General features: G+C 58.4%; 23 protein-coding genes and 2 pseudogenes. 12 read left to right on the top strand and 13 right to left on the bottom strand.

Features of this window, described 5'->3' with window-relative positions; translation table 11 throughout:
- Positions 1 to 703 precede the first annotated feature (703 nt).
- Positions 704 to 1,171 carry a hypothetical protein gene (locus tag ACSQ3J_RS24360; RefSeq protein ID WP_436040521.1) on the bottom strand — a complete coding sequence of 156 codons (468 nt, stop codon included), beginning with the start codon at positions 1,169 to 1,171 and terminating at the stop codon, positions 704 to 706.
- Between the two features lie 89 nt (positions 1,172 to 1,260).
- Between ACSQ3J_RS24360 and ACSQ3J_RS24355 the strand changes: the two genes are divergently transcribed.
- The 3 genes from ACSQ3J_RS24355 to ACSQ3J_RS24345 all read left to right on the top strand — a co-directional run bounded on the left by ACSQ3J_RS24355 (position 1,261) and on the right by ACSQ3J_RS24345 (position 2,610).
- Entirely contained in the window at positions 1,261 to 1,476 is a 216-nt protein-coding gene (locus ACSQ3J_RS24355; protein WP_436040520.1) for a hypothetical protein, read from the top strand.
- A 73-nt stretch (positions 1,477 to 1,549) separates the two neighbouring features.
- Complete coding sequence (locus ACSQ3J_RS24350) at positions 1,550 to 2,233, top strand: ParA family protein (protein ID WP_436040519.1); 684 nt, start codon at positions 1,550 to 1,552, stop codon at positions 2,231 to 2,233.
- A complete protein-coding gene (locus tag ACSQ3J_RS24345; protein WP_060504289.1) occupies positions 2,230 to 2,610 on the top strand; it encodes a hypothetical protein in 381 nt (126 codons plus the stop codon). Before ACSQ3J_RS24350 ends, ACSQ3J_RS24345 begins: the two co-directional genes overlap by 4 nt.
- Before the next feature lie 930 nt (positions 2,611 to 3,540).
- On the opposite strand, the gene ACSQ3J_RS24340 is transcribed toward ACSQ3J_RS24345, so the two are convergent.
- On the bottom strand, positions 3,541 to 4,056 hold the full coding sequence (locus ACSQ3J_RS24340; RefSeq protein ID WP_436040518.1) for a hypothetical protein: 516 nt from the start codon (positions 4,054 to 4,056) through the stop codon (positions 3,541 to 3,543).
- A gap of 47 nt (positions 4,057 to 4,103) precedes the next feature.
- Here ACSQ3J_RS24340 and ACSQ3J_RS24335 point away from each other — a divergent pair, with 47 nt between their 5' ends.
- Positions 4,104 to 4,364 carry a helix-turn-helix domain-containing protein gene (locus tag ACSQ3J_RS24335; protein WP_060504288.1) on the top strand — a complete coding sequence of 87 codons (261 nt, stop codon included), beginning with the start codon at positions 4,104 to 4,106 and terminating at the stop codon, positions 4,362 to 4,364.
- 104 nt (positions 4,365 to 4,468) lie between these two features.
- On the top strand, positions 4,469 to 4,900 hold the full coding sequence (locus ACSQ3J_RS24330; protein ID WP_436040517.1) for a hypothetical protein: 432 nt from the start codon (positions 4,469 to 4,471) through the stop codon (positions 4,898 to 4,900).
- A 362-nt stretch (positions 4,901 to 5,262) separates the two neighbouring features.
- Here ACSQ3J_RS24330 and ACSQ3J_RS24325 read toward each other — a convergent pair whose 3' ends face one another.
- On the bottom strand, positions 5,263 to 5,406 hold the full coding sequence (locus tag ACSQ3J_RS24325) for a hypothetical protein (protein ID WP_200956633.1): 144 nt from the start codon (positions 5,404 to 5,406) through the stop codon (positions 5,263 to 5,265).
- 284 nt (positions 5,407 to 5,690) lie between these two features.
- On the opposite strand from ACSQ3J_RS24325, the gene ACSQ3J_RS24320 reads away from it, so the two are divergent.
- The 3 genes from ACSQ3J_RS24320 (at position 5,691) to ACSQ3J_RS24310 (ending at position 7,610) form a co-directional block, all read left to right on the top strand.
- Positions 5,691 to 6,911, top strand: coding sequence for a DUF1173 domain-containing protein (locus ACSQ3J_RS24320; RefSeq protein WP_436040539.1), 1,221 nt, complete (start codon positions 5,691 to 5,693; stop codon positions 6,909 to 6,911).
- 68 nt (positions 6,912 to 6,979) lie between these two features.
- Positions 6,980 to 7,273 (top strand): WGR domain-containing protein, encoded by a 294-nt coding sequence (locus ACSQ3J_RS24315; protein WP_436040516.1) that lies wholly within the window; start codon positions 6,980 to 6,982, stop codon positions 7,271 to 7,273.
- Positions 7,274 to 7,331: 58 nt separating this feature from the next.
- Positions 7,332 to 7,610: an HU family DNA-binding protein gene (locus ACSQ3J_RS24310; protein ID WP_436040515.1), complete on the top strand. Its 279-nt coding sequence runs from the start codon at positions 7,332 to 7,334 to the stop codon at positions 7,608 to 7,610.
- A 46-nt stretch (positions 7,611 to 7,656) separates the two neighbouring features.
- Here the strand turns inward: ACSQ3J_RS24310 and ACSQ3J_RS24305 are convergent, their stop codons facing one another.
- The 10 genes and pseudogenes from ACSQ3J_RS24305 to ACSQ3J_RS24260 form a co-directional block, all read right to left on the bottom strand.
- Entirely contained in the window at positions 7,657 to 7,968 is a 312-nt protein-coding gene (locus ACSQ3J_RS24305; protein ID WP_436040514.1) for a DUF736 domain-containing protein, read from the bottom strand.
- 438 nt (positions 7,969 to 8,406) lie between these two features.
- Positions 8,407 to 8,616, bottom strand: a pseudogene (locus ACSQ3J_RS24300) (zincin-like metallopeptidase domain-containing protein); the annotation flags it as partial.
- 346 nt (positions 8,617 to 8,962) lie between these two features.
- Entirely contained in the window at positions 8,963 to 9,229 is a 267-nt protein-coding gene (locus ACSQ3J_RS24295) for a hypothetical protein (protein ID WP_436040513.1), read from the bottom strand.
- A 145-nt stretch (positions 9,230 to 9,374) separates the two neighbouring features.
- Positions 9,375 to 9,641 (bottom strand): type II toxin-antitoxin system prevent-host-death family antitoxin, encoded by a 267-nt coding sequence (locus ACSQ3J_RS24290; RefSeq protein WP_436040512.1) that lies wholly within the window; start codon positions 9,639 to 9,641, stop codon positions 9,375 to 9,377.
- Between the two features lie 173 nt (positions 9,642 to 9,814).
- Positions 9,815 to 10,756, bottom strand: a complete 942-nt coding sequence (locus ACSQ3J_RS24285) for an ArdC family protein (protein WP_436040511.1) — start codon at positions 10,754 to 10,756, stop codon at positions 9,815 to 9,817.
- 299 nt (positions 10,757 to 11,055) lie between these two features.
- Entirely contained in the window at positions 11,056 to 11,640 is a 585-nt protein-coding gene (locus tag ACSQ3J_RS24280; RefSeq protein WP_060501827.1) for a hypothetical protein, read from the bottom strand.
- A 736-nt stretch (positions 11,641 to 12,376) separates the two neighbouring features.
- Positions 12,377 to 12,982: a DUF1419 domain-containing protein gene (locus ACSQ3J_RS24275; protein WP_436040510.1), complete on the bottom strand. Its 606-nt coding sequence runs from the start codon at positions 12,980 to 12,982 to the stop codon at positions 12,377 to 12,379.
- 129 nt (positions 12,983 to 13,111) lie between these two features.
- Complete coding sequence (locus tag ACSQ3J_RS24270) at positions 13,112 to 14,047, bottom strand: DUF3991 and toprim domain-containing protein (protein ID WP_436040509.1); 936 nt, start codon at positions 14,045 to 14,047, stop codon at positions 13,112 to 13,114.
- A gap of 174 nt (positions 14,048 to 14,221) precedes the next feature.
- Positions 14,222 to 14,401, bottom strand: a complete 180-nt coding sequence (locus ACSQ3J_RS24265; RefSeq protein WP_020046815.1) for a hypothetical protein — start codon at positions 14,399 to 14,401, stop codon at positions 14,222 to 14,224.
- 150 nt (positions 14,402 to 14,551) lie between these two features.
- Positions 14,552 to 14,731, bottom strand: coding sequence for a hypothetical protein (locus ACSQ3J_RS24260; protein WP_060501776.1), 180 nt, complete (start codon positions 14,729 to 14,731; stop codon positions 14,552 to 14,554).
- Positions 14,732 to 14,751: 20 nt separating this feature from the next.
- Between ACSQ3J_RS24260 and ACSQ3J_RS24255 the strand changes: the two genes are divergently transcribed.
- From ACSQ3J_RS24255 to ACSQ3J_RS24240, 4 genes and pseudogenes are all read left to right on the top strand, one after another.
- Positions 14,752 to 15,219, top strand: a complete 468-nt coding sequence (locus ACSQ3J_RS24255) for a hypothetical protein (protein ID WP_436040508.1) — start codon at positions 14,752 to 14,754, stop codon at positions 15,217 to 15,219.
- Positions 15,220 to 15,239: 20 nt separating this feature from the next.
- Positions 15,240 to 15,662: a hypothetical protein gene (locus tag ACSQ3J_RS24250; RefSeq protein ID WP_436040507.1), complete on the top strand. Its 423-nt coding sequence runs from the start codon at positions 15,240 to 15,242 to the stop codon at positions 15,660 to 15,662.
- A 131-nt stretch (positions 15,663 to 15,793) separates the two neighbouring features.
- Complete coding sequence (locus ACSQ3J_RS24245; protein ID WP_436040506.1) at positions 15,794 to 16,534, top strand: DUF6088 family protein; 741 nt, start codon at positions 15,794 to 15,796, stop codon at positions 16,532 to 16,534.
- Positions 16,515 to 17,607: pseudogene (locus ACSQ3J_RS24240) on the top strand (nucleotidyl transferase AbiEii/AbiGii toxin family protein). The gene ACSQ3J_RS24245 and the pseudogene ACSQ3J_RS24240 overlap by 20 nt, the downstream one beginning before the upstream one ends.
- Positions 17,608 to 17,779: the final 172 nt, after the last annotated feature.

Here is a 17,779-nt window from a genome sequence, read left to right as displayed (position 1 = left end):
AAGATCGTCGTCTCCCGCAGGTTCGGCAAACGTAATCGAGATGCTCGCCACCGCGTTAACGGCATAAGGCTCGCGGAATTCAGCGATCCAGTCTGAGAGAACGGCCGCGCGCGCCTCCCTGCTTGCGATAGTGATCCCGTTTTGATCAATGACAGGAGTGTCAAGCTTTGCGTTGCTGCCATTTTCGCTTTCGACCTCGCGCGTTCCAAGATAGGTGAGCAGGCCAGCGGCCGAAGTTCGGCTGCAAACCGTTGATGTGACTTTGATCACAACCGGCTGGGCACCGGCAGCAAGCGCTCCCCGGCTGGCAACCGCTGACCACGCCTTGTCTTTCAACGAACGCCGCGTGGCGATCTGCGTGTTGGCCTGACGTGCGGCGCTACCGCCGCCGCCCCCGCCCCTGCGCAATTCATCGTCCTCTTCCGGCCCCGTGCGTGAAGCTAAAGCACCGACGAGCGCGATGACGTCCTGCGGAGAGGAGCGCGCTGGCTGCAGGATGGAGGCGATAGTCTGCTCCCCCGACGGGACGGAGATCGTCGCGGCCCTGGCTGCAATCCCTGTTGGCAGATACCGCTTCCCAGCGCGATCACTGGTCACGTGAGGACCACTCGCCCATCCGCGGCGCCGCTCCTCATCATCGTCAAGGAGCGATGCCCCCCGCCGCGCGGAGTAGCCATCGACTTCGCCGAGGAGACTTGCCCACTCATAAGCGATGGACGCCTCCTCTCCGGTCACGCCGGCTGATCCGAAGCATCAAATCGACATCGGCCCTCAGCCGGAACACAGCGTCGAGAAGCTTCCGCAGCGCTGCATCAAGATGCGGTTCATAGCCGACGCGGCCTTCGTTCATGGCCCGCACAGCCTGGTTGAGATTGATGCCGACCCGACGCAATTCCTCATTCGTGCCCCGCAGATGGTCGGCTTCAATGGGTCCGACAGGCAATGGTAGACCGGCCTGATTGCGGAAAAGCAACCGGATAACATCGCTTGCAGTGCGCTTTTCTCCGCACAGCGCCGCGAGCGTTTGCCGCTCTTCCGGCTTCATGCGGACCCTGACCACCTCGCTTCGCATCGCTTCCTCTTCCTTGCCACTGGTGCCGGAGGCGCCCCAGAGCGTCATCGGCGCGAACACCAGCACCGCCGGTGCCGGTCGGCGTCGAGTTTGTACCACAAACTTGACTATCCTGCCACCGAAAATAAATTATAATTTCCACTTCGCACTGTCAACTCGCACTCGCAGGTGTGACGCACGAGCCGTCTTTGGACGGCGACCGACAATGGGTAATTGAAACGCTGGCAATTGCCCATTGTTACGTGAAGAGTGGCCGTCAAAGCATGGATAATGTCAGATATCCGTTGTTAATCATCAAGAAACGCGTCATCAACTGCTCCTTGCCAATCAGCAATGGGTCGTTCCCCGTTGATGATGAACAGCTGGCAATTGTCGATAATCAATCATCAGCGGTCAATGAGTAACGGGGTACTGAAGCGTTGCAAGAAAAGCTGCTAACTGTTAATTATAGTTTTTCTTGAGATGAACGGAGCTTTCATGATCGTCACCATCGCGAACCCAAAAGGCGGGACAGGAAAAACTACGCTCGTGCGGGCTCTATCGGGAACCGCCGCCCATGCCGGAAACGATGTATTTCTCATCGACGCCGACAGCCGTGCCAACACAATGCGATGGGTGACGATGTCGAAGCAGATGGAGGTCTGGCCTGACAGGCTGGAGGCAGAAAGTTGCTTGGATCCAAGTCGGCTCTACAAAATGGCGTTGGATCGGCAGCGCGACGGCAGGATCGTCTTTGTCGACATTGAGGGAACGACAAATGAAAATCTCTTCGCGGGTCTCTATTGTGCCGACGTCGTCCTCATTCCCCTTCAGACCACCCAGGACGACGTGGTCGCCGGAATGCAACTCGCACTCAATCACATCCCCGTCGTCGAAGACGATCAAAAGCGCAAACTTCCCGCTCTGATCGTCATCAACCAACACGATCTCGTCACCGGACGCGCTAAGGCGCATGCACCGCTTCGCGAAATCTTGCGGGAAAGCGGCGTTGCGCTCGCCTCGAAGCCCATCGCCCGGCGCGCTTGCTATCAATCGATCGGCGCCGCCGGCACGCTCCAGACAGTGGCAACGTCCGACACGAAAGCCATCGCCGAGATGGAAACGCTTCTTGGCGAGGTTCTCGCCCTTTACAGATCGACCGCTGAGGGAGTTCAATCATGAGCGACGGAGCAAACAGCAAGAACTTGGTTCTCGGGCTGATTTCCACCAACCGCGAAAAACCGTCTGTGCGTGAAAAGCACACCGCCTCCCCTCTTCTGCAAACCGAGGGCGACCATCGAGCCTCGACGTCGAAGCCACCGGTAGACCGTGCCCAACTTCGGGAGATGGTCGCCAAGGGTGAAAGCCGCGATCCGATTGCCGGAAAACGCTTCCGAGACACAGAAAAAGTGACCACCGGTATTCATATCCGCGCCGACGTTCACAAGACGCTGAAGATCCTTGCCGCGATAGAGCGCCGCAAGTTCAACGCCTATATCGAAGAAGCGATCGATGACTATCTCGAAAAGATCGCCGATCGGATCCCCGACATTTCCTGAGCATTTGGACGCGGGGCCCATCATGCGCTCCGCTTCTCATCCCCGGCGGTCGCCCTGATCGCCGCCATAAGCACAGGCCCGAGACCGAACTCGCCCCGCTTTATCGGACCCAACAGTCAGCCAGAGACATCCTGTCAAAACCCAGCCCGTCGGTTGCGCCAATCCTCGAAATCATAGACTCACGCTTGTATTTTATATGGACCAATTGACAGTGCGGACAGGCGAATTCTGAGGCGAAAGCCGTCCCACTGGAGCCTTGCTCCAGATGGCCTTCCCAGAGAACCGTCAGTTAGGGCGGATTTGGCTGATCTGACGTCGTGCTACTAGCTGCCGAGCCCGAACGACATCGCGATTTACTTCATGTGCTTCGTCCGTTACCCCACCGGAACGAATTCCAGCCTCGCAGCACCAGGCGAGCGTTTACGCATCCTGGCGATCGGTTTTCACGCGATTTGCCGACCGGCACGGCATCGAAGATGATAAAAATCACCATGCAGTCCACGCCGGCCTTCGCTTGACTGGCCTGCGCAACGATGTGATGGGCGTACGACACTCTCACCCGTCACTGGCTTCGATCGCGGGTCCGAAGCGACCGAGTGGACAGCCGATCTTCACCGCCATCGGGAAAACGGCGACTGGGCCGGCTTAGCCGACCCGTGTTTCGGACGGTCGCCAAATAAACGCGCTTCCGCTCATGCGCTCTTTGGCAATTAGGCTGAACTGTCTTGTATCGCGATGATAGCTCGAATTCGATATCCGAGTCTCGACATAGGCCAGATCACCCGAAGCGACATTTTTCGTGATCCATTCAACCTGCTTCCTGTCGAGAATGGTGACCTGTACCCAGTCGTAGTTTTCGAACGTGGCCGAGCGTATATGACGATTAACATGCCCCATTCATTTAAACCTTCCTTAAGCGTCAATAACCGATTATTTGTGAAGTTCGAACCAATGCCGCTCGGTTTGACCTGAGGTTTCATTCTTGATGTCAAAGAAATAGGGCTCTGACTTGAGCGGTCGGGATATGGAGACCGTTTGTATGCAGCCTTGCTGTCGATCAGAGTTATAAAGACCGTGCGTCCTGCCCTGACACATATTCACTGTCCTTATGCAGAGGTTCTGCTCTCTGCCAAAACCGTTCCTGTCCTGGCGCCTTCCAACCTGATATCCCTTTGGGCACGCAGCATAACGTTCAAAACCGGGGGAGCCTGTGCCGGCTGCCGGGCAGGTTGGCCAATCAAAGTCTGGCTTCTTCATCTCCGTAATCAAGCGCTTCATCGGTGGATGGCAGTAAGCGACACCGCGCCACGAGGGATTGGACGATGCTGCGCACAACAATACTTCACAGCCCCATTCGCTCGCGGTTGCGGGAAAAGCAAACACGGATGCGGATACAGAAAGAAGAACTCCAATGACCGCGTTCATTCTTTTGATTTTGACCGACATGGGCACCCCTCACACGACACAATGGATATTTAAATATAATTAATCCTATGGCAACGAGCAAGCGTAAGAAGACCGATACCGACCTGGGCACGATGATCCTGCGAAACATGGCGATGACCATGGAGCGCGAGCGGGAAAAGCGCGGCCTAAACAAGAAGGAAATGGCGAGCCTGTGCGAGATCACATCGCCGTATTACCTGCAGATTCTCGACGGGTCCGCAAACCCGTCGCTCCAGGTCATCACGCGGATCAGCACGAACCTGAAGATCCCTTTGCAAGTGCTGATGATGGGACAAAGGGCCGAATAAAGCGGACTGATCGATAATTCTGCCTTGCGGATTCAGTAAATTATAATTACTTCATTCATCTGCTGGCTTCGGATGCGGTTTATCCGGCCCACGATGGAGTGACCGTGATCTCGAAGCACCCGCTTATCGCCGTTTTGCTACTGGCGACAACCACGGCAAACGCCGCTGATAATCCCATGTGGCGCAGCGGCCTGGAGTGGACATGCGCGTTCTCGTCTGTCATCCGCTGTGAGCGGTCAACCGACTGCTCCTCCCATCCGGATAACGGTACGATTAAACTCGATTACCGGGAAAACAATTTGATCGACCTTGCAGGACGAAGTCACCCTATCAAACGTCACTATGTCCAGACGGTAACCGGCAGTCCGATTGGCAGCGAGGTAAAAATTGAACTGACGACAAACGAGGTAATCTGGCTTTCAGCCGCCGATGGCGGTGGGACATTCTCCGACAATTGGACGGGCGCGATGGTTTCGCCACGGGTCGGGGTGATCGTGCAAGAGCTACGGCCATTGATCTGCGCGCCGGCATCTTAATCTCGGCGATGCGTTACCAATTCAACGCGGCGATACCACTTTTTGCGTCGCTGAAGAAACTCATTTTAAGTGCTTTGCAGGCTCGATGCCGGATCAATTCGACGCCCTGATCCGAGGTTGAGGTAGGATAGCCATTACTGCCAACTTTAGTCGCCAGTCTCGTCGGGACAGGATCGATGAGCTTTTCGGTCTATTTGAGTGAGGACGGATATTGAGAGGGACCGATGCGTCAATTCGAGAGCCAATCTGCTTGGAAAGAGGTTGCTTGGATGGTGTCGGCATTGGATTTAGCCATTGGGGGGCAGACGATAACGCCGCCGGTCGAACCGGCGGCGTTATTGAAAGGTGGCAAAGGGTGCCTCCTAGGTAGGAGACTGGTGCTCAAGGCGGGCGGCGAGTTCTTCGATTGCGGCGCTCAGTTCCGTCTCAATCTGGCGACGTTCTTCGAGATTAGGTGCATTGCGGAGTTCGGCGTACAGTTCTTCGATATGCTGTTCGATCGTCATCTTATTCTCCTTGACGTTTGTGAAAGATGAAATCGGCGCGGCTCTAAGGAGAATGACGGGTCAAGGTTCGCGCCAGCGACCGGCAGAGCCGGCGTGCGGAGGAACCGATTTTGTCGGAGCGCTGCGCAGGCAAAATTGGAGGGGCCGTGCGACCTTGAGGCGGCATCTTCCTTGGGGCCACAGTGGCCCATCTCAGCAGACAGGGGCTTGTCTCGTGTGCCCCCAAAGGCGTTGCGGCAGATCGGCAGTTTATTGGAGAGACGTGAACGGTGACCAGACGCTATATGATCGGCCAAGTGATCGTCGAGGATGACGACCCGGAGTTCAACGCCACCTTGGGCGAGGCCTATCGCCTGCGAGATCGACCGATTTGCCTCTGCTGTGACAAAGGCGCCTCGATGTACGTTGCGAAGATTGGCGAGCAGCTTGTCATCAAGCGCATGCCGCTGTCAGGTGGCGAACACGATCCGCAATGCCCGTCCTATGAGCCGCCCTACGAGCTGTCAGGCCTCGGACCGTTGATCGGTGGCGCTATCCAGGTTGATCCGGCAAACGGGTTGGCGGCGCTCAAACTGGATTTTTCACTGTCGAAACGGGGCGCTAAAAAGGTGACCGCGGCGCCAACCCAATATGGAGGTCCGGTTAAGAACGAGATTAGAAAATTGTCGCTGCGTGCGCTCCTGCATTATCTCTGGCATCAGGGCGGCTTGACCGAATGGACGGCGCATTGGGCTGGCAAGCGGCATTGGTTTCAGGTGCGAAGCCATCTGATGGACGCAGCCGCGACCATGACGGTCAAAGGTGGGGCATTGGTCGAGCGCCTGTTCGTACCGGAGACCTTCAGGCTGGAAGACAAGGCGGTTATCGTGCAAAGGCGGGCTTTGGCGCTGGAAGACATCCGCGCACCGGCATCCGGGTCACGTAAACTGATGCTGCTGGTCGGCGAGGTGAAGGAATTCGCATCGGCGCGTAGCGGCCAGAAGATCGTCATCAAGCATATGCCGGGCTTTCCGCTGATGCTCGAGGATGGCGCTTGGCGGCGACTGCAATCGCGATATGCGGCGGCGCTGGAACTCTGGCAGGCAAACGAAGCGTTCCATCTCATCGTTATCGCGACCTTTGGCATGACGCCGTCCGGTATTGCGGGTATCGACGAGATCGCATTGATGTGCGTGACCGAACAGTGGCTCCCGATTGAAAACGCCTATGAGCAGCGGCTGGTCGAAAGTTTAGCGCGGCTCAGTCTGAAAAGCGTGAAGGGGTTACGCTTCAATCTGCCATCGGCGCAGCCGATGGCAGCGGCCACATTCCCGCATCATCGGCCGTCGCCGGTAGCGCTCTATATCGTGCCGCCCGATGCGGATGGGGATTTCAAGGTAGCGCTCGCGGAGATGATTGCCGCGCGTCCCGATGTCGAGCCATGGATCTGGCGCGTGGCCGAAGGGGAGATGCCCGTTTTGCCCGTTCTGTCGGAGTTCAGCACCCGGCAACCATCACGATCGTGAATCGGTCATGGCCCACAGATTCAAAACCGTCATTGGACGCAGGATGAACGAACGGCGATCCTGCCACGATGATTGCCCAACCCTACCATCTCTATATCGAGCGGATCGATGCCACCAAGAACATGGCGCGCTATTATGCATTGTCGATCCAGCCGACATTGTTCGGTGAGGCATCGCTTTTGCGCAGCTGGGGTCGCATCGGGTGCCGCGGCCAGCAGAAAATTCACCTGTTCCAAGACAAGCACCAGGCCGTCAGCCTATTTCTCGAACTTGCCCTGCAGAAGCGCAAACGAGGCTACCGAGCCCGCGCAACCTGTGGAAAGTCGGAAAATTCGACCACGGTTTGTGCAGTGCCTCAATGACAGCGACCCAATTGGCTGTCACGGATTCCGGCATCTATGACGATGAGGAGCACAACACATGACGACTACGAACGAAATCGCGGAAAAGGTGGCCACTGAGCACGGCCTCACCAGGCCCCAAGGCAAGGCCGTTGTTGAGACGGTCATCGCCTCGATTACCGAAGCTGCCCTTGCCGGCAACGAAACGAACTTGCCCGGGTTTGGCAAATTCAAGGTCAAAGACACGCCGGAGCGCGATGCGCGCAATCCGGCGACCGGCGCTACCATCAAGGTCGCCGCTGCAAAGAAGGTGACCTTCACGCCTGCGAAGGCGCTGAAGGATGCCCTCAACAGGTGACACGAGAAGAGCCCCGCTCGGGTCGAGCGGGGCTCTTAGTGTCGCGTCAGCGGCGCGTGTTGCGCGACCAGATCAACTGCAGACTTTCCTGGCCCTGAACCTCGGTCAGTGTCGCGTAAATCGGAGCCGGGAAGCTCGGATCGTCGAGCTTGACGGAGATGTAGTCGCGCTCGGTTTCGCGTGCCTGTTTCTGCCAGCCTGCCCCGAATTCGACTGTGCCTGCCAGCACCCGGAAGTCGGGGGCGTCTTCTGAAGAGCGTTCGACGCGGACGATCTTAGCCTTGACGTTGAGGTTGAGGGTCTTGATTGTGCCGGAGAAGCCGTTTTCGGAAGCGGTGAATGAGCCGATGGTTGCCATTGGTGCAGTCCTTCTGTTGTTCGGGCCACGCCTATCGCGGCCTCGATGGCTGTCGATAAGACCGGGGACGGTCGGTGCGCACCCGCTGGGCCGCAACGAAGTGAAGGACGGCCATGGGCCGAGGCTTTCTTGTCTCGCGAGGAATGGGCGCGCAGCGCCCAGGGGAAGAAAACGAGCCGGCCGTTGCTCCAGCCGAACGAGCCGAGTGTGCGAGGCGGTCTTCGGTCAGACATGCCCCTTCGAGACCGCGTTGGGGCGACCCGTCAAAGGGCGGTACAGCAATCGCAATCGTGTGCGAGCCGTCCCGTTCGATACGTTCCGTCATGATCGCACCCGCCTGTTGAAGCCTGATCAGTGCCGTAACGCCATTCGGTGACGACGCCGCTTTGTGCATGGCCGCCTGTTGAGGGGGCCATGCAGGGTCAGTTTCGCCGTGGGTCAGGCGGCTGTCCGGCCAGCCGATGGTTGCAGATCATGCAGATAGGAGACCGCGCGCTGTGCCTGGGCGGCGGCCTGAAAGATGAAGCGGTTGTCGTTCTGCAGCACCGAAAGCCACGATGCCAAATAGCTAGCATGATCCGGGCGAGGCTCCAGTTCGGGCACGATGCCGAGGTCGGCCGCCAGAAACACCGCCCCGAGCTCGGCGATTTATCCTGACAGTCAAGGATCAAAGGCGGCGTCTGGCCCCAAACGGACGTCAAATACGCCGCAAAATTCGAATATTACGATGAAGTTTGCGACGGAAATCCCCTGATTATTCAGCCTCGCGAACCGGATTTCATACCACGAGCCATCCAGCCGCGAGGATGAGGCCTACCGCCAAGAATGGCGGCGCAGCCGACAGGGGAAGAAAGTCACCAACGGCCGTTGCGGGAAGCCGCTCCCCGGTCAGACATGCCCCATCGAGTTCGCAGAAGAGCGACAACAGATACGTGAAGGGAATTGGCAGTACCGCTCTATCGAGTGAGCTCAAAGTGACGGGCCGTTACTGGCGCTATCGGAAGCGGCTGATTTCTATCAGGGATTTCCGGCGTGCGACGAACTCCCGAAGCAGTGGGAGGAAAAATGCCTTGCTGAACCGGCCGAGCGGCGGTTCTGGTTCAAGATAAAACGAGCGCCCGATCACATCGCTGTTGAACTCATCGAGGATAATCCAAAGCCGCAGATCGGCATCCAGCCCTGCTCGTCGTTTTTCAATCGAGGGAATTTCAGTGGCGAAGCGTGCCTTGTCGGGCTGCTTCGTGGTGATCGGAAAGAACAACGCCAGATCGCCGTCGGGCCGGGGAATCCGGACGCCGACCGCAACCGGCCGATTTTTCCGGCCCTCGGTCTCGCCTTTGCCGCTTTCTCGCGCCCAGAGATAGGGATAGCGAACGATCGCCGCGTCTGGATGTCGTCATAACCGCTCACCGGCCAGCCTCGTCGCTCTCGGCATACGCGCCAACGGCTGTCTCGAACTCGTCGAACAATTCATCTGGCATGGTTTCGAGCGTCATGGCAGACCGGGCATCGGACTGGCGCATCAACCGATCGTAGTCCTCGATGTTGAGCAGCACCAGACGCGGCTTGTTGCGCTGGGTGATGGTCACGGGATGGCGAAGTGCCTCGGCGATGATGTCGCCGGACTTTCGTGAGAGATCGCTGGTCGTATAAGAGCCTGGCGTGTGTCGCATGCTGATCTCCTGAGGTGTCGCATCGAAGGAAGTATAATAGACTTACGACTGAAAATCCAGCATATACAGCATTTCTGTATATGCTGGATTTAGATCTGCTTCGGGCCGGCCTCCTTACCCGCCCAGGTTCAAGGTTGAGTGCCGTAATCGGGAGGAGGAATGGAGCGTCGTCATCAAGCTGCCTCCCTCTCTTCAGACACCAGAGGCTGGAGGCCGTACAGATAATTCACTGCCCGTTGCGCATGCGCTGCCGCCTGAAAGATCGCTTTGCGGTCATCGGCAAGTACACGCAACCACGACTGTAGGTATGAGGCGTGGTCGGGGCGCGGCTCCAGTTCCGGGACGACCCCGAGATCGGCGCATAAAAAGCAACTTCCTAGCTCGGCGATCAGTTCCTCGCGTGCGCGCTCTGACCGATCCTTGGCGTAGCGCGAGAGATCGCGGTTCAGCCGGTGGGATGCACCGGCCCAGTGAATTTCTTCATGCGCCAGTGTCGCGTAATAGCTCTCGACATCGCGAAACGCCTCGATCGGCGGCATCTGGATCGTATCGGAACCTGGCGCGTAATAAGCCTTGCTGCCACCATGACGGATCACGGCGCCCGTAGCAGCGAAGAATGCATCGACCTCGGCGATGCGGTTTACAACCGGGTTGGCCCGATCGGACGGCACCGGCTGATCGTGACGAGGCAGATCATCGATCTGCTCGACATTGAAGACAGTGTAGGTCTTGAGAAACGGAATTGCACGCTCGACCTCATCACCGTTGGCAGCGGTTTCGGTTTTGGTGACGCGGTTTGCATACACGACGGTCGAGCCGGTCTCACCCTTGCGGACATGAGCGCCGAGCTCGGCTGCCTGACGAAACGTCATCCATGTCGGAGAACGGAAACCACGCGAGACCGTTTCCGACCAGAGCAGCAGAACATTGATCCCGGAATAGGGTTCGCCATTGTGCCGCATTGGGCGGGAAATGCGACCTTCTAGATGCCCCGAGTTCCAGGGCTGCACCCAAGGCCGGACGCCCTCCTCCAGCGAGGCGATGATGCGGTCTGTGATTTTCGAATAGATGTCGACGCGCGTTTCCTGACCGCTCTTCCGGCTTTCCTGTCTCATTTTCTTCTCCTCGCTTCGAAGACCGCGCCCATCGCGGTCCGTCACGGCGGTCGAAGAGCGCAGGCCTGCGACGGCGCACCCGACGTCATCAATCCGAAAAAGTGCGAGTGGAGAGATCCGGGCCGAAACGAAGTGGAGGACGGCTTGCCGTTGCGCCGGCACCAGCCGGCCGAAGCTAGACCGCGATCCGGAACGGACCGCATGGGCGCGATATGTCCACACACAAAAGCCGGCGCCTTGTGGCGGCGACCGTTTCGACCGGGGGAAGAGAAATGCGGGGCCGGAGCCCCGCGATCGTGCTATTCGAAAGCTGCCATCTGGGCGCTGGCGGCCTTTTGATCGACGGATGTGCCAGATTGCTCGACCGTGCGCTCGTAAGGCCTCCAGGTTTCGCCGGTGATGTCTTCGTAGGCGCAGATGGCGCCTTCGGCTGCCATTCGGAGCACGTGGGCCTGCAGGCCCATGTCGGCGGCAAATTCGCGTTTGCGCTGGGCGCGGCTATCGAATCCCACTGGACCGTCGAGATCTTCGTCGCGATCGTCGTTCGAGAGCTTGGTCGTCAGGTCACGGGCCTCGGTGACCGAGCGGCTGTAGAATTGCCCGGCGCCGTAGGCGGAGCCCACAAACGATCCGGCGATGCGCTGCATGTGGATCTGCATGGCCTTTTCGGCAAGGCCTTCCTTCAGGGCATCGGCGCTTTCGATCAACTGGCGGCGATGGAGATCGCGGATCCCGTCGCTATCGATGAGGGCAAGGCCGAAGCTTTCCGAGATGCGCAGCGCCTGGTTCAGGTCAGGGCAGGCGTGCTTCACCATTTCGAGTGTGGTGGCGCGCTGGGATTTTGCCGGACGGTTCTTTTGGGTGGAGCGGTTGAGCGGTGCCATGATCGGATCCTTTATGAGCGATGTTTCAGCGAAGCCCGGGGTGCCGTTTGTCGTCCGGCTCATCCCCTCGGGTGCGGGCAAAAGGACAGGGGCGTCAGCGGTCCGGCCCAAGGTCAGGGCGTCGCCAAGAGGAGCGGGGAAGGTTTGCGGATGGTGCGGCCCGCCCAAGCGGGCTGTGACAGACGCGGGCCTGCCTTGCGACGAGGCGGTGATCCTGCCGCAACGCGGCGTGGCACACGGCCTTCGACCGGGACGCGCCCATGTCAGACCGCAGCAAAACCGAGGTGCTGTGCCGGCCCACAATCTGGTCCACGACAGGATGATGCAATCGCATAGCGATCCGACCATGGTAACGCCGCGTCATCAGAGAGCACTGACAAATCTCGGACCCAGCAGACTTCGGTACAAGCCGGCTGCCATGTTTCCCTGGCTCCGCGCTTCGCTCAGCGCCCCTACCATCTTCGACTGGCCGGGGTTACCGTTTGCACGGCCGGTGCCGGCGCCGGCGTCGATGGCGTCGGGTTGTCGTTGAGGTGGTTCCCGAAGTCTGCTGCGAAACCCGGCATACCGAGATCGAAGCCGGATGCGAGCGCTGTATTGCCGAACAGGTCGATGTAGAGGGATCGTCACGCGCCATTGGTAAACTCCTGTGAGTGGGCGCGTCGAGGCACACTCGTTGTTGACTGCGGGTGTTGCCAGGATGCGGATGGTGGAGGGTTGGAAGTGAAGGCTGCCGTCAGGCAGCGATAGTTTCCGGCAGGAGGCGGAACTGCACCGGCAGTTTGACGGCGATCTCCTCGTCGGTCAGATCATCAAGCAGCTTCCAGATTTTGCCTTGTGCAGAGGGATAGACGAGCACGATCTGGCGATTGCACAGATCGGCTGGAAAGCGGTTATCGGCATAGCCGCGAAAATCCGGACCAGTCGCGCTCCAGATATGATCGAGCCTTTCCTGTCGGTTCATGGCGCGGACGGGACGGGCTTCGCGGGTGATGATTGCGGCACGCATCCGAACAGGTGACTGACGATCGCCCAGGTCGCAATATCCGTGAAACCATCTGGAACGATCATCGATCCGCAGGGCGAAGAAAACGCTGGTGACGCTGGCGGCCAGAAACACGCGCATGGCGAACATGTCACCGCGGTAAAATAGCGGCGGCAGGATCTCGAACATGTGGTCGTGATCGGCTTCGGATACCTCGAACCACTCGCCGACATCACGAGTGCCATATATCCTGTTATCGTCGAATGGCGACTGGCAATGGCGGTTGAACAGGATGTACATCTCGTGGCGGGTAGCGACGCCTTCGAATACTTTGCGGATGGTGGGAGGATTAAACATCTGCGGCTCCTTGGGGTTGCGATTGAAGCGAAGCCTGATCGACCTCTCTGTTCAGTCCTTTGATCACCCCTCCACAGCCGGCGCTTCGCGGGCAGCGGGTCAAGGGCCGCCGTCAGGCGGGCGGCAGCTTCACCCTTGATGCGCTGTCCGCGTATGCGGCAGCTCTCCTCTTTCCCTCCTCTGTTGCAATTCTTCATTCCAGTCTTCACACCGCGGCTTGAGCCGCGAGAAATCGCAACTGGCGCGATCTGCCATCTGGCGCAGACGATCGGCAAAGACTTCACCCTGGACGTTATTGTCGGTCGCGGCCACCAGCCACGCGCCTTTCCCTGAAGCCAGGATTTCCAAAGCCTGAGCGGTCAACGGCGACCAACCGCCACCTGTGCTGACATAGAGCGTGTCGGATCTTGTCTGCTCGATCGCGGCCAGGCTGAGCGCATCGATCGCCGCCTCCGTCACACAGATCCGATGAGCGTCATTCATACCAAACTGGAAGAGCGCCTTGGCGCCGCCGGTTGAAAACCCGCGCCAGTCGGGGCCGCGCTCTTCCCAGCCGATGACGGCGCCAGTCTTATCGACATGTTTTGCCCACATCGAGCCATATGAGCCTTCTCGAAGAACGTCTGCCTCGATCGCTGCGGAGATGACTTGCCATGGCAGGGCGCGGTATTGATGCAGATATCTCCACGTCGCCGATGTGCGCCACGGACGCTCTCTATGGTTCCAGCGGTCAGCGACCGAAGCCATTGTGTGCGCTTGCCGGAGAGGCTTCTCCCAGGTCGGTGCGGTAGGCTGAAACGCGACAAGATCGCCAACGACCGCCAGCGCTTCCGCAAATCCGAACCCATGCAGATAGCCTGCAAGAGCGAACACATCGCCCTTGGCATCCGAACGAGCGTCGAACCAGCCTCTGTCGTCATGGATGACGATGATGATGTCGTCGTCGCGACGGAATTTTACCGCCCGGCGCGTGCTCTCTTTCCTGTCTATCGCGAAGCCGTCATACTCAAGGACGGCTGCGCAGCCCACCCGGGCTCGCAGTTCCTCAATGTCATTCTTATTCATTTCGCTTCCTCTGCTTTCCTTACTTTTTGGACTGGCAGCGCCCAGGCCGCGAAGATGGAAGCGCGCAAGGGCGCGGTTCGCAATGTGCAGATCTGCCGGACAAGTTCGCGGCGAAGCCTCCCTTGCGCGCGCCTCAGCGCGAGCGGCACGCGCTCCCTGGAAGGGGTGATCGGCTCAATGAGCCGATCCATAGGCAAAGGGATCATATTCGTTGATGATGGCGTCCTCATCGCCGTCATACTCGGCGGAAGGCATGACGCCGATCTCTCCATCTATTTCAAAGAGGGTGACCGGGACCATGAGGGTCCGGGCAAGATCGAGTGCGTGGTTTTGTGCGAGGCTGAGATCCGACATGTGAGGCTCCATCCATTGGCGGGGCCGATCCCCGCTCGATGGCGCCCGTTCGATCCAGGCCGGGCCGCGGTCACCTCGGCGGCGCAGCCAGAGAGGTCGCAGCTCGCTCGCGAACCCCTTGTGGGTTGACCGTCCAAGGGCGGGACTGGATTAGGGATGCCAGACAAGAGAGCGGGAATCGGAAACGCCGATGGGTGGAGCATCATTGCGCTCGGCCTGTTTACGCTGCCGCGTGCTGATCAGGCGACCTGCAGGTGCTGTGCCGCTTTCGGACGGCTCGCTGAACGTGGAGACAGGATCGCGCAAGGGATCAGACTGATCTTCGAGCATCTATCCCTTCTAGCTGGCTGATGGCCGGAGCGAATGAAACGATAAACGCGCTCAAAACCACGCGATCTGCAGGTGACGTGGTTCTGTTTTATTTGTCGGCACATGGCCCGTCGCTTACAAGCGACGTGACGCAATTCCTGATCGACGCTCATGGCTTGAAACCGGACGCTGCCAGGCAGCGTGTGTCTCGCACCAGAGCCGCTGTCAAACGTCTCGCGTACATCACTTTCCCGCGCAAGGCTCGCTTCATCTATTTGCAGCAACACTACGGCTCTCCGCAATACTGGGAGAACCTCATCGAAGCTCTCATCAGGACACGTCCGGCATATGGATTGGCAATCGAGTCGATTTTGCTACGTGGCGGGCTCATTCCAGTAAAGCACTTCCCGATCGCGCGTGGCGCGCCGATCATGCAGGCACGGCATCTGTCACCAGACACGATCTTCAATCGGCTAAGGCAAGCCCACTCTTGGACAAGGTCCTTGTGAGCGGACTGGGAGAATGCATCGTGTTCACCCAATACGAGGGCCGCTACGAGTCCCTGGCTCAAGATGTCCGGGCCAGACTGATCACAGAGTCCGTCCTGTTGAAGGCCATCAGCGACTGGAGCAGAAAGCTCGGTCTCGTCAGCTACGAAAAGGTGGCCACACGCGATGGAGAGCAAATCCCAAGGGTTGGCACATTTGCATGGGATCTCACTGCTCCTTCTTACCGAAGCTTTCTAACGAAGAGTGATGGCGACAAACAGAAGCCAGGGTTTCTCGCCTGCGACATTCTGCTTGGCGAAAAGATAGGTGTTGGGGGAATCCGGCCGTTCCTTCAAAAATGCCACTCGTTGCGAGCCCTGCGAAACGTTGGGCCAACAATCCAGATGTTCGTTGCGGATTCCTTTTCTCATGACGCGTTCAAGGGCCTGACCACCGCTTTTTAAAAGCACTATATGAAAGCCTGACGAGTCATATCACTGACCAATTTTTAGACATAAAAATTGGTCAGAAGGACAGGATCGATTGCCAGTGACCAAAGTTTGTATATAATCTTCGGTCAGAAGGACGGACAACCATGCCGGATCCCAGATCGGACACTCTCGAACGTATTCACCAACGGATTGCCGGCGCGGCACCTTCGGGCGTTTGGTCGCGTGCCGATTTCCTCGATATCGCGACACCGAACGCCGTCGAAAAGGCGTTGCAGAGGCTAACCATCCGCGGCGACATCCGCCGGCCTCATCGCGGCCTATACGACAAGCCGGGTATCAGCCAGCTGACCGGCAAGATGGTGTTTCCGCCACGCGCCTCATTCATCGATGCGATTGCACGGCGCGACAAGCTTCGTGTGTGCGTTGACGGCATGACGGCTGCCATCGATTTGGGCCTCACGACGGCAGTTCCGGCCCGGTCCACGATCTATGCGGATACCTATCCCCGAACCATCGAAATCGAGGCCAATGCCGGCGACGCTAAGGCCACAAAACCAGTCATCTATATCCTGGACTTCAAGCGAATTTCGGCAAAGACCGCTTTCTGGGCCGGCCGGCCGGCAATGCGGGTGATCCAGGCCCTCCACTGGTTTCGCGATGAGCGATCCAATCTGGAGACGGTTGTCGATGGTATCGCCCGTTACCTGGCACGAAGCCCCCACAGGCAACCGATTGTCGAGGATCTGCGCGAAAACATCAACGCCATCCCTGCCTGGATGTACCAGGCGATAGAAACGATAACACGCGACCCGCGGCCCCCGGTGGATGAAGACACTCCAACAGGTCAGGATGGGAAGGCTGGACATGCGCCAGAGCTTCATTGAAGTCCTTCGCTCAAGCGCTGACGAGCGGAGAGCACTATTCTCCGCCGCGGCGTCCGATCTGGAAACGCGGACCGAAATATCGAGAAAGATCTCTACGTCTGCTGGGTGCTCGACTTCCTGTTCAACCGACGGAGGGACGATGCTATCGGCCTCTATTTTAAGGGCGGTACCAGCCTCAGCAAGGCCTATAGCCTGATCCAGCGTTTTTCCGAGGACATCGACATCGGCATCTACAAGGGGGACCCGAAAGTTCCGCTTGAGGCCGATATCGCCGCTCTCCCCTCTGTCAATCAACAACAGAAGGCTCTGGCCGAGCAGGTGGACGAGGCAGCAAGGCATTATATCTCTGGGCCACTCAAGCGTTTGCTCGAGGAGGAAATCGCCGTGGTCGAAGGAGAGTTGGACAAACGGGACATTTTACGCTCGGCTTCGGGTACGATCCCTACCGGAAGAAGGAAGCGCTCGACATTTTGGTGCTGGGATACAGAAGCGTCTTTGATACCAGCGGCGGCTATGTCGAGGCGGCGGTGCGCATCGAAGGCGGCGCACGCCCGGATCCGGTGCCAGCCGAAACGCGAGAGATCGTCCCCTACATAGCATCCGAAATGCCGGCCGGTTCGAATCTCACGATCTCCAATGTGATGACCGTCAAGCCCGAGCGGACGTTCTGGGAAAAGGTCCTCATCCTTCATGCCATGACGGAAATGACCGAGAAACGAAACGCGGAGCAGAATGCGGAAAGAATGGTCCCTGACCTCAATCGATACTCGCGCCACTATTACGATGTTCATCAGATTTGGACGCATCCAGACTACGGAAAGGCGACTGCATCCATGCTCGATCTTGCTGAAGCGTGCCGGCAGCACAAGGAACTGATGTTTCGTGCACCGGACCATCGCTATGATCGGGCAGTACCCGGCAGTTTCCGGCTGGTGCCGACCGCCGATATGCGCAAGAAATTGGCGACCGACTACGACAGAATGTCAGCCATGATCTTTGCGACACCGCCTGATTTTGAGGCCGTCATGACGAGCATCGAGGATCTGGAGCGTTTCCTCAACAAAGAGCAATAGTCGGTTGACAATGCAGTTCGAACAACACCGAGGTCGCACGACCAGGTACTGAACTCAGTCTATGAAAATGCTTGTACGTGTGGTTGGTAGGCAGGCCAGACTAGGCTCGCGCCAGTAGAGGAACGACCACGAAAATAGGGGTTCAGGTTGACTGGAGACCTACAGGAACTTG

The organism is Rhizobium sp. LjRoot98, from assembly GCF_964252935.1.
GTDB lineage: Bacteria > Pseudomonadota > Alphaproteobacteria > Rhizobiales > Rhizobiaceae > Pararhizobium.
The sequence above is the reverse complement of the archived record's forward strand: the minus strand, read 5'-3'. Positions and strand labels throughout refer to the sequence as shown.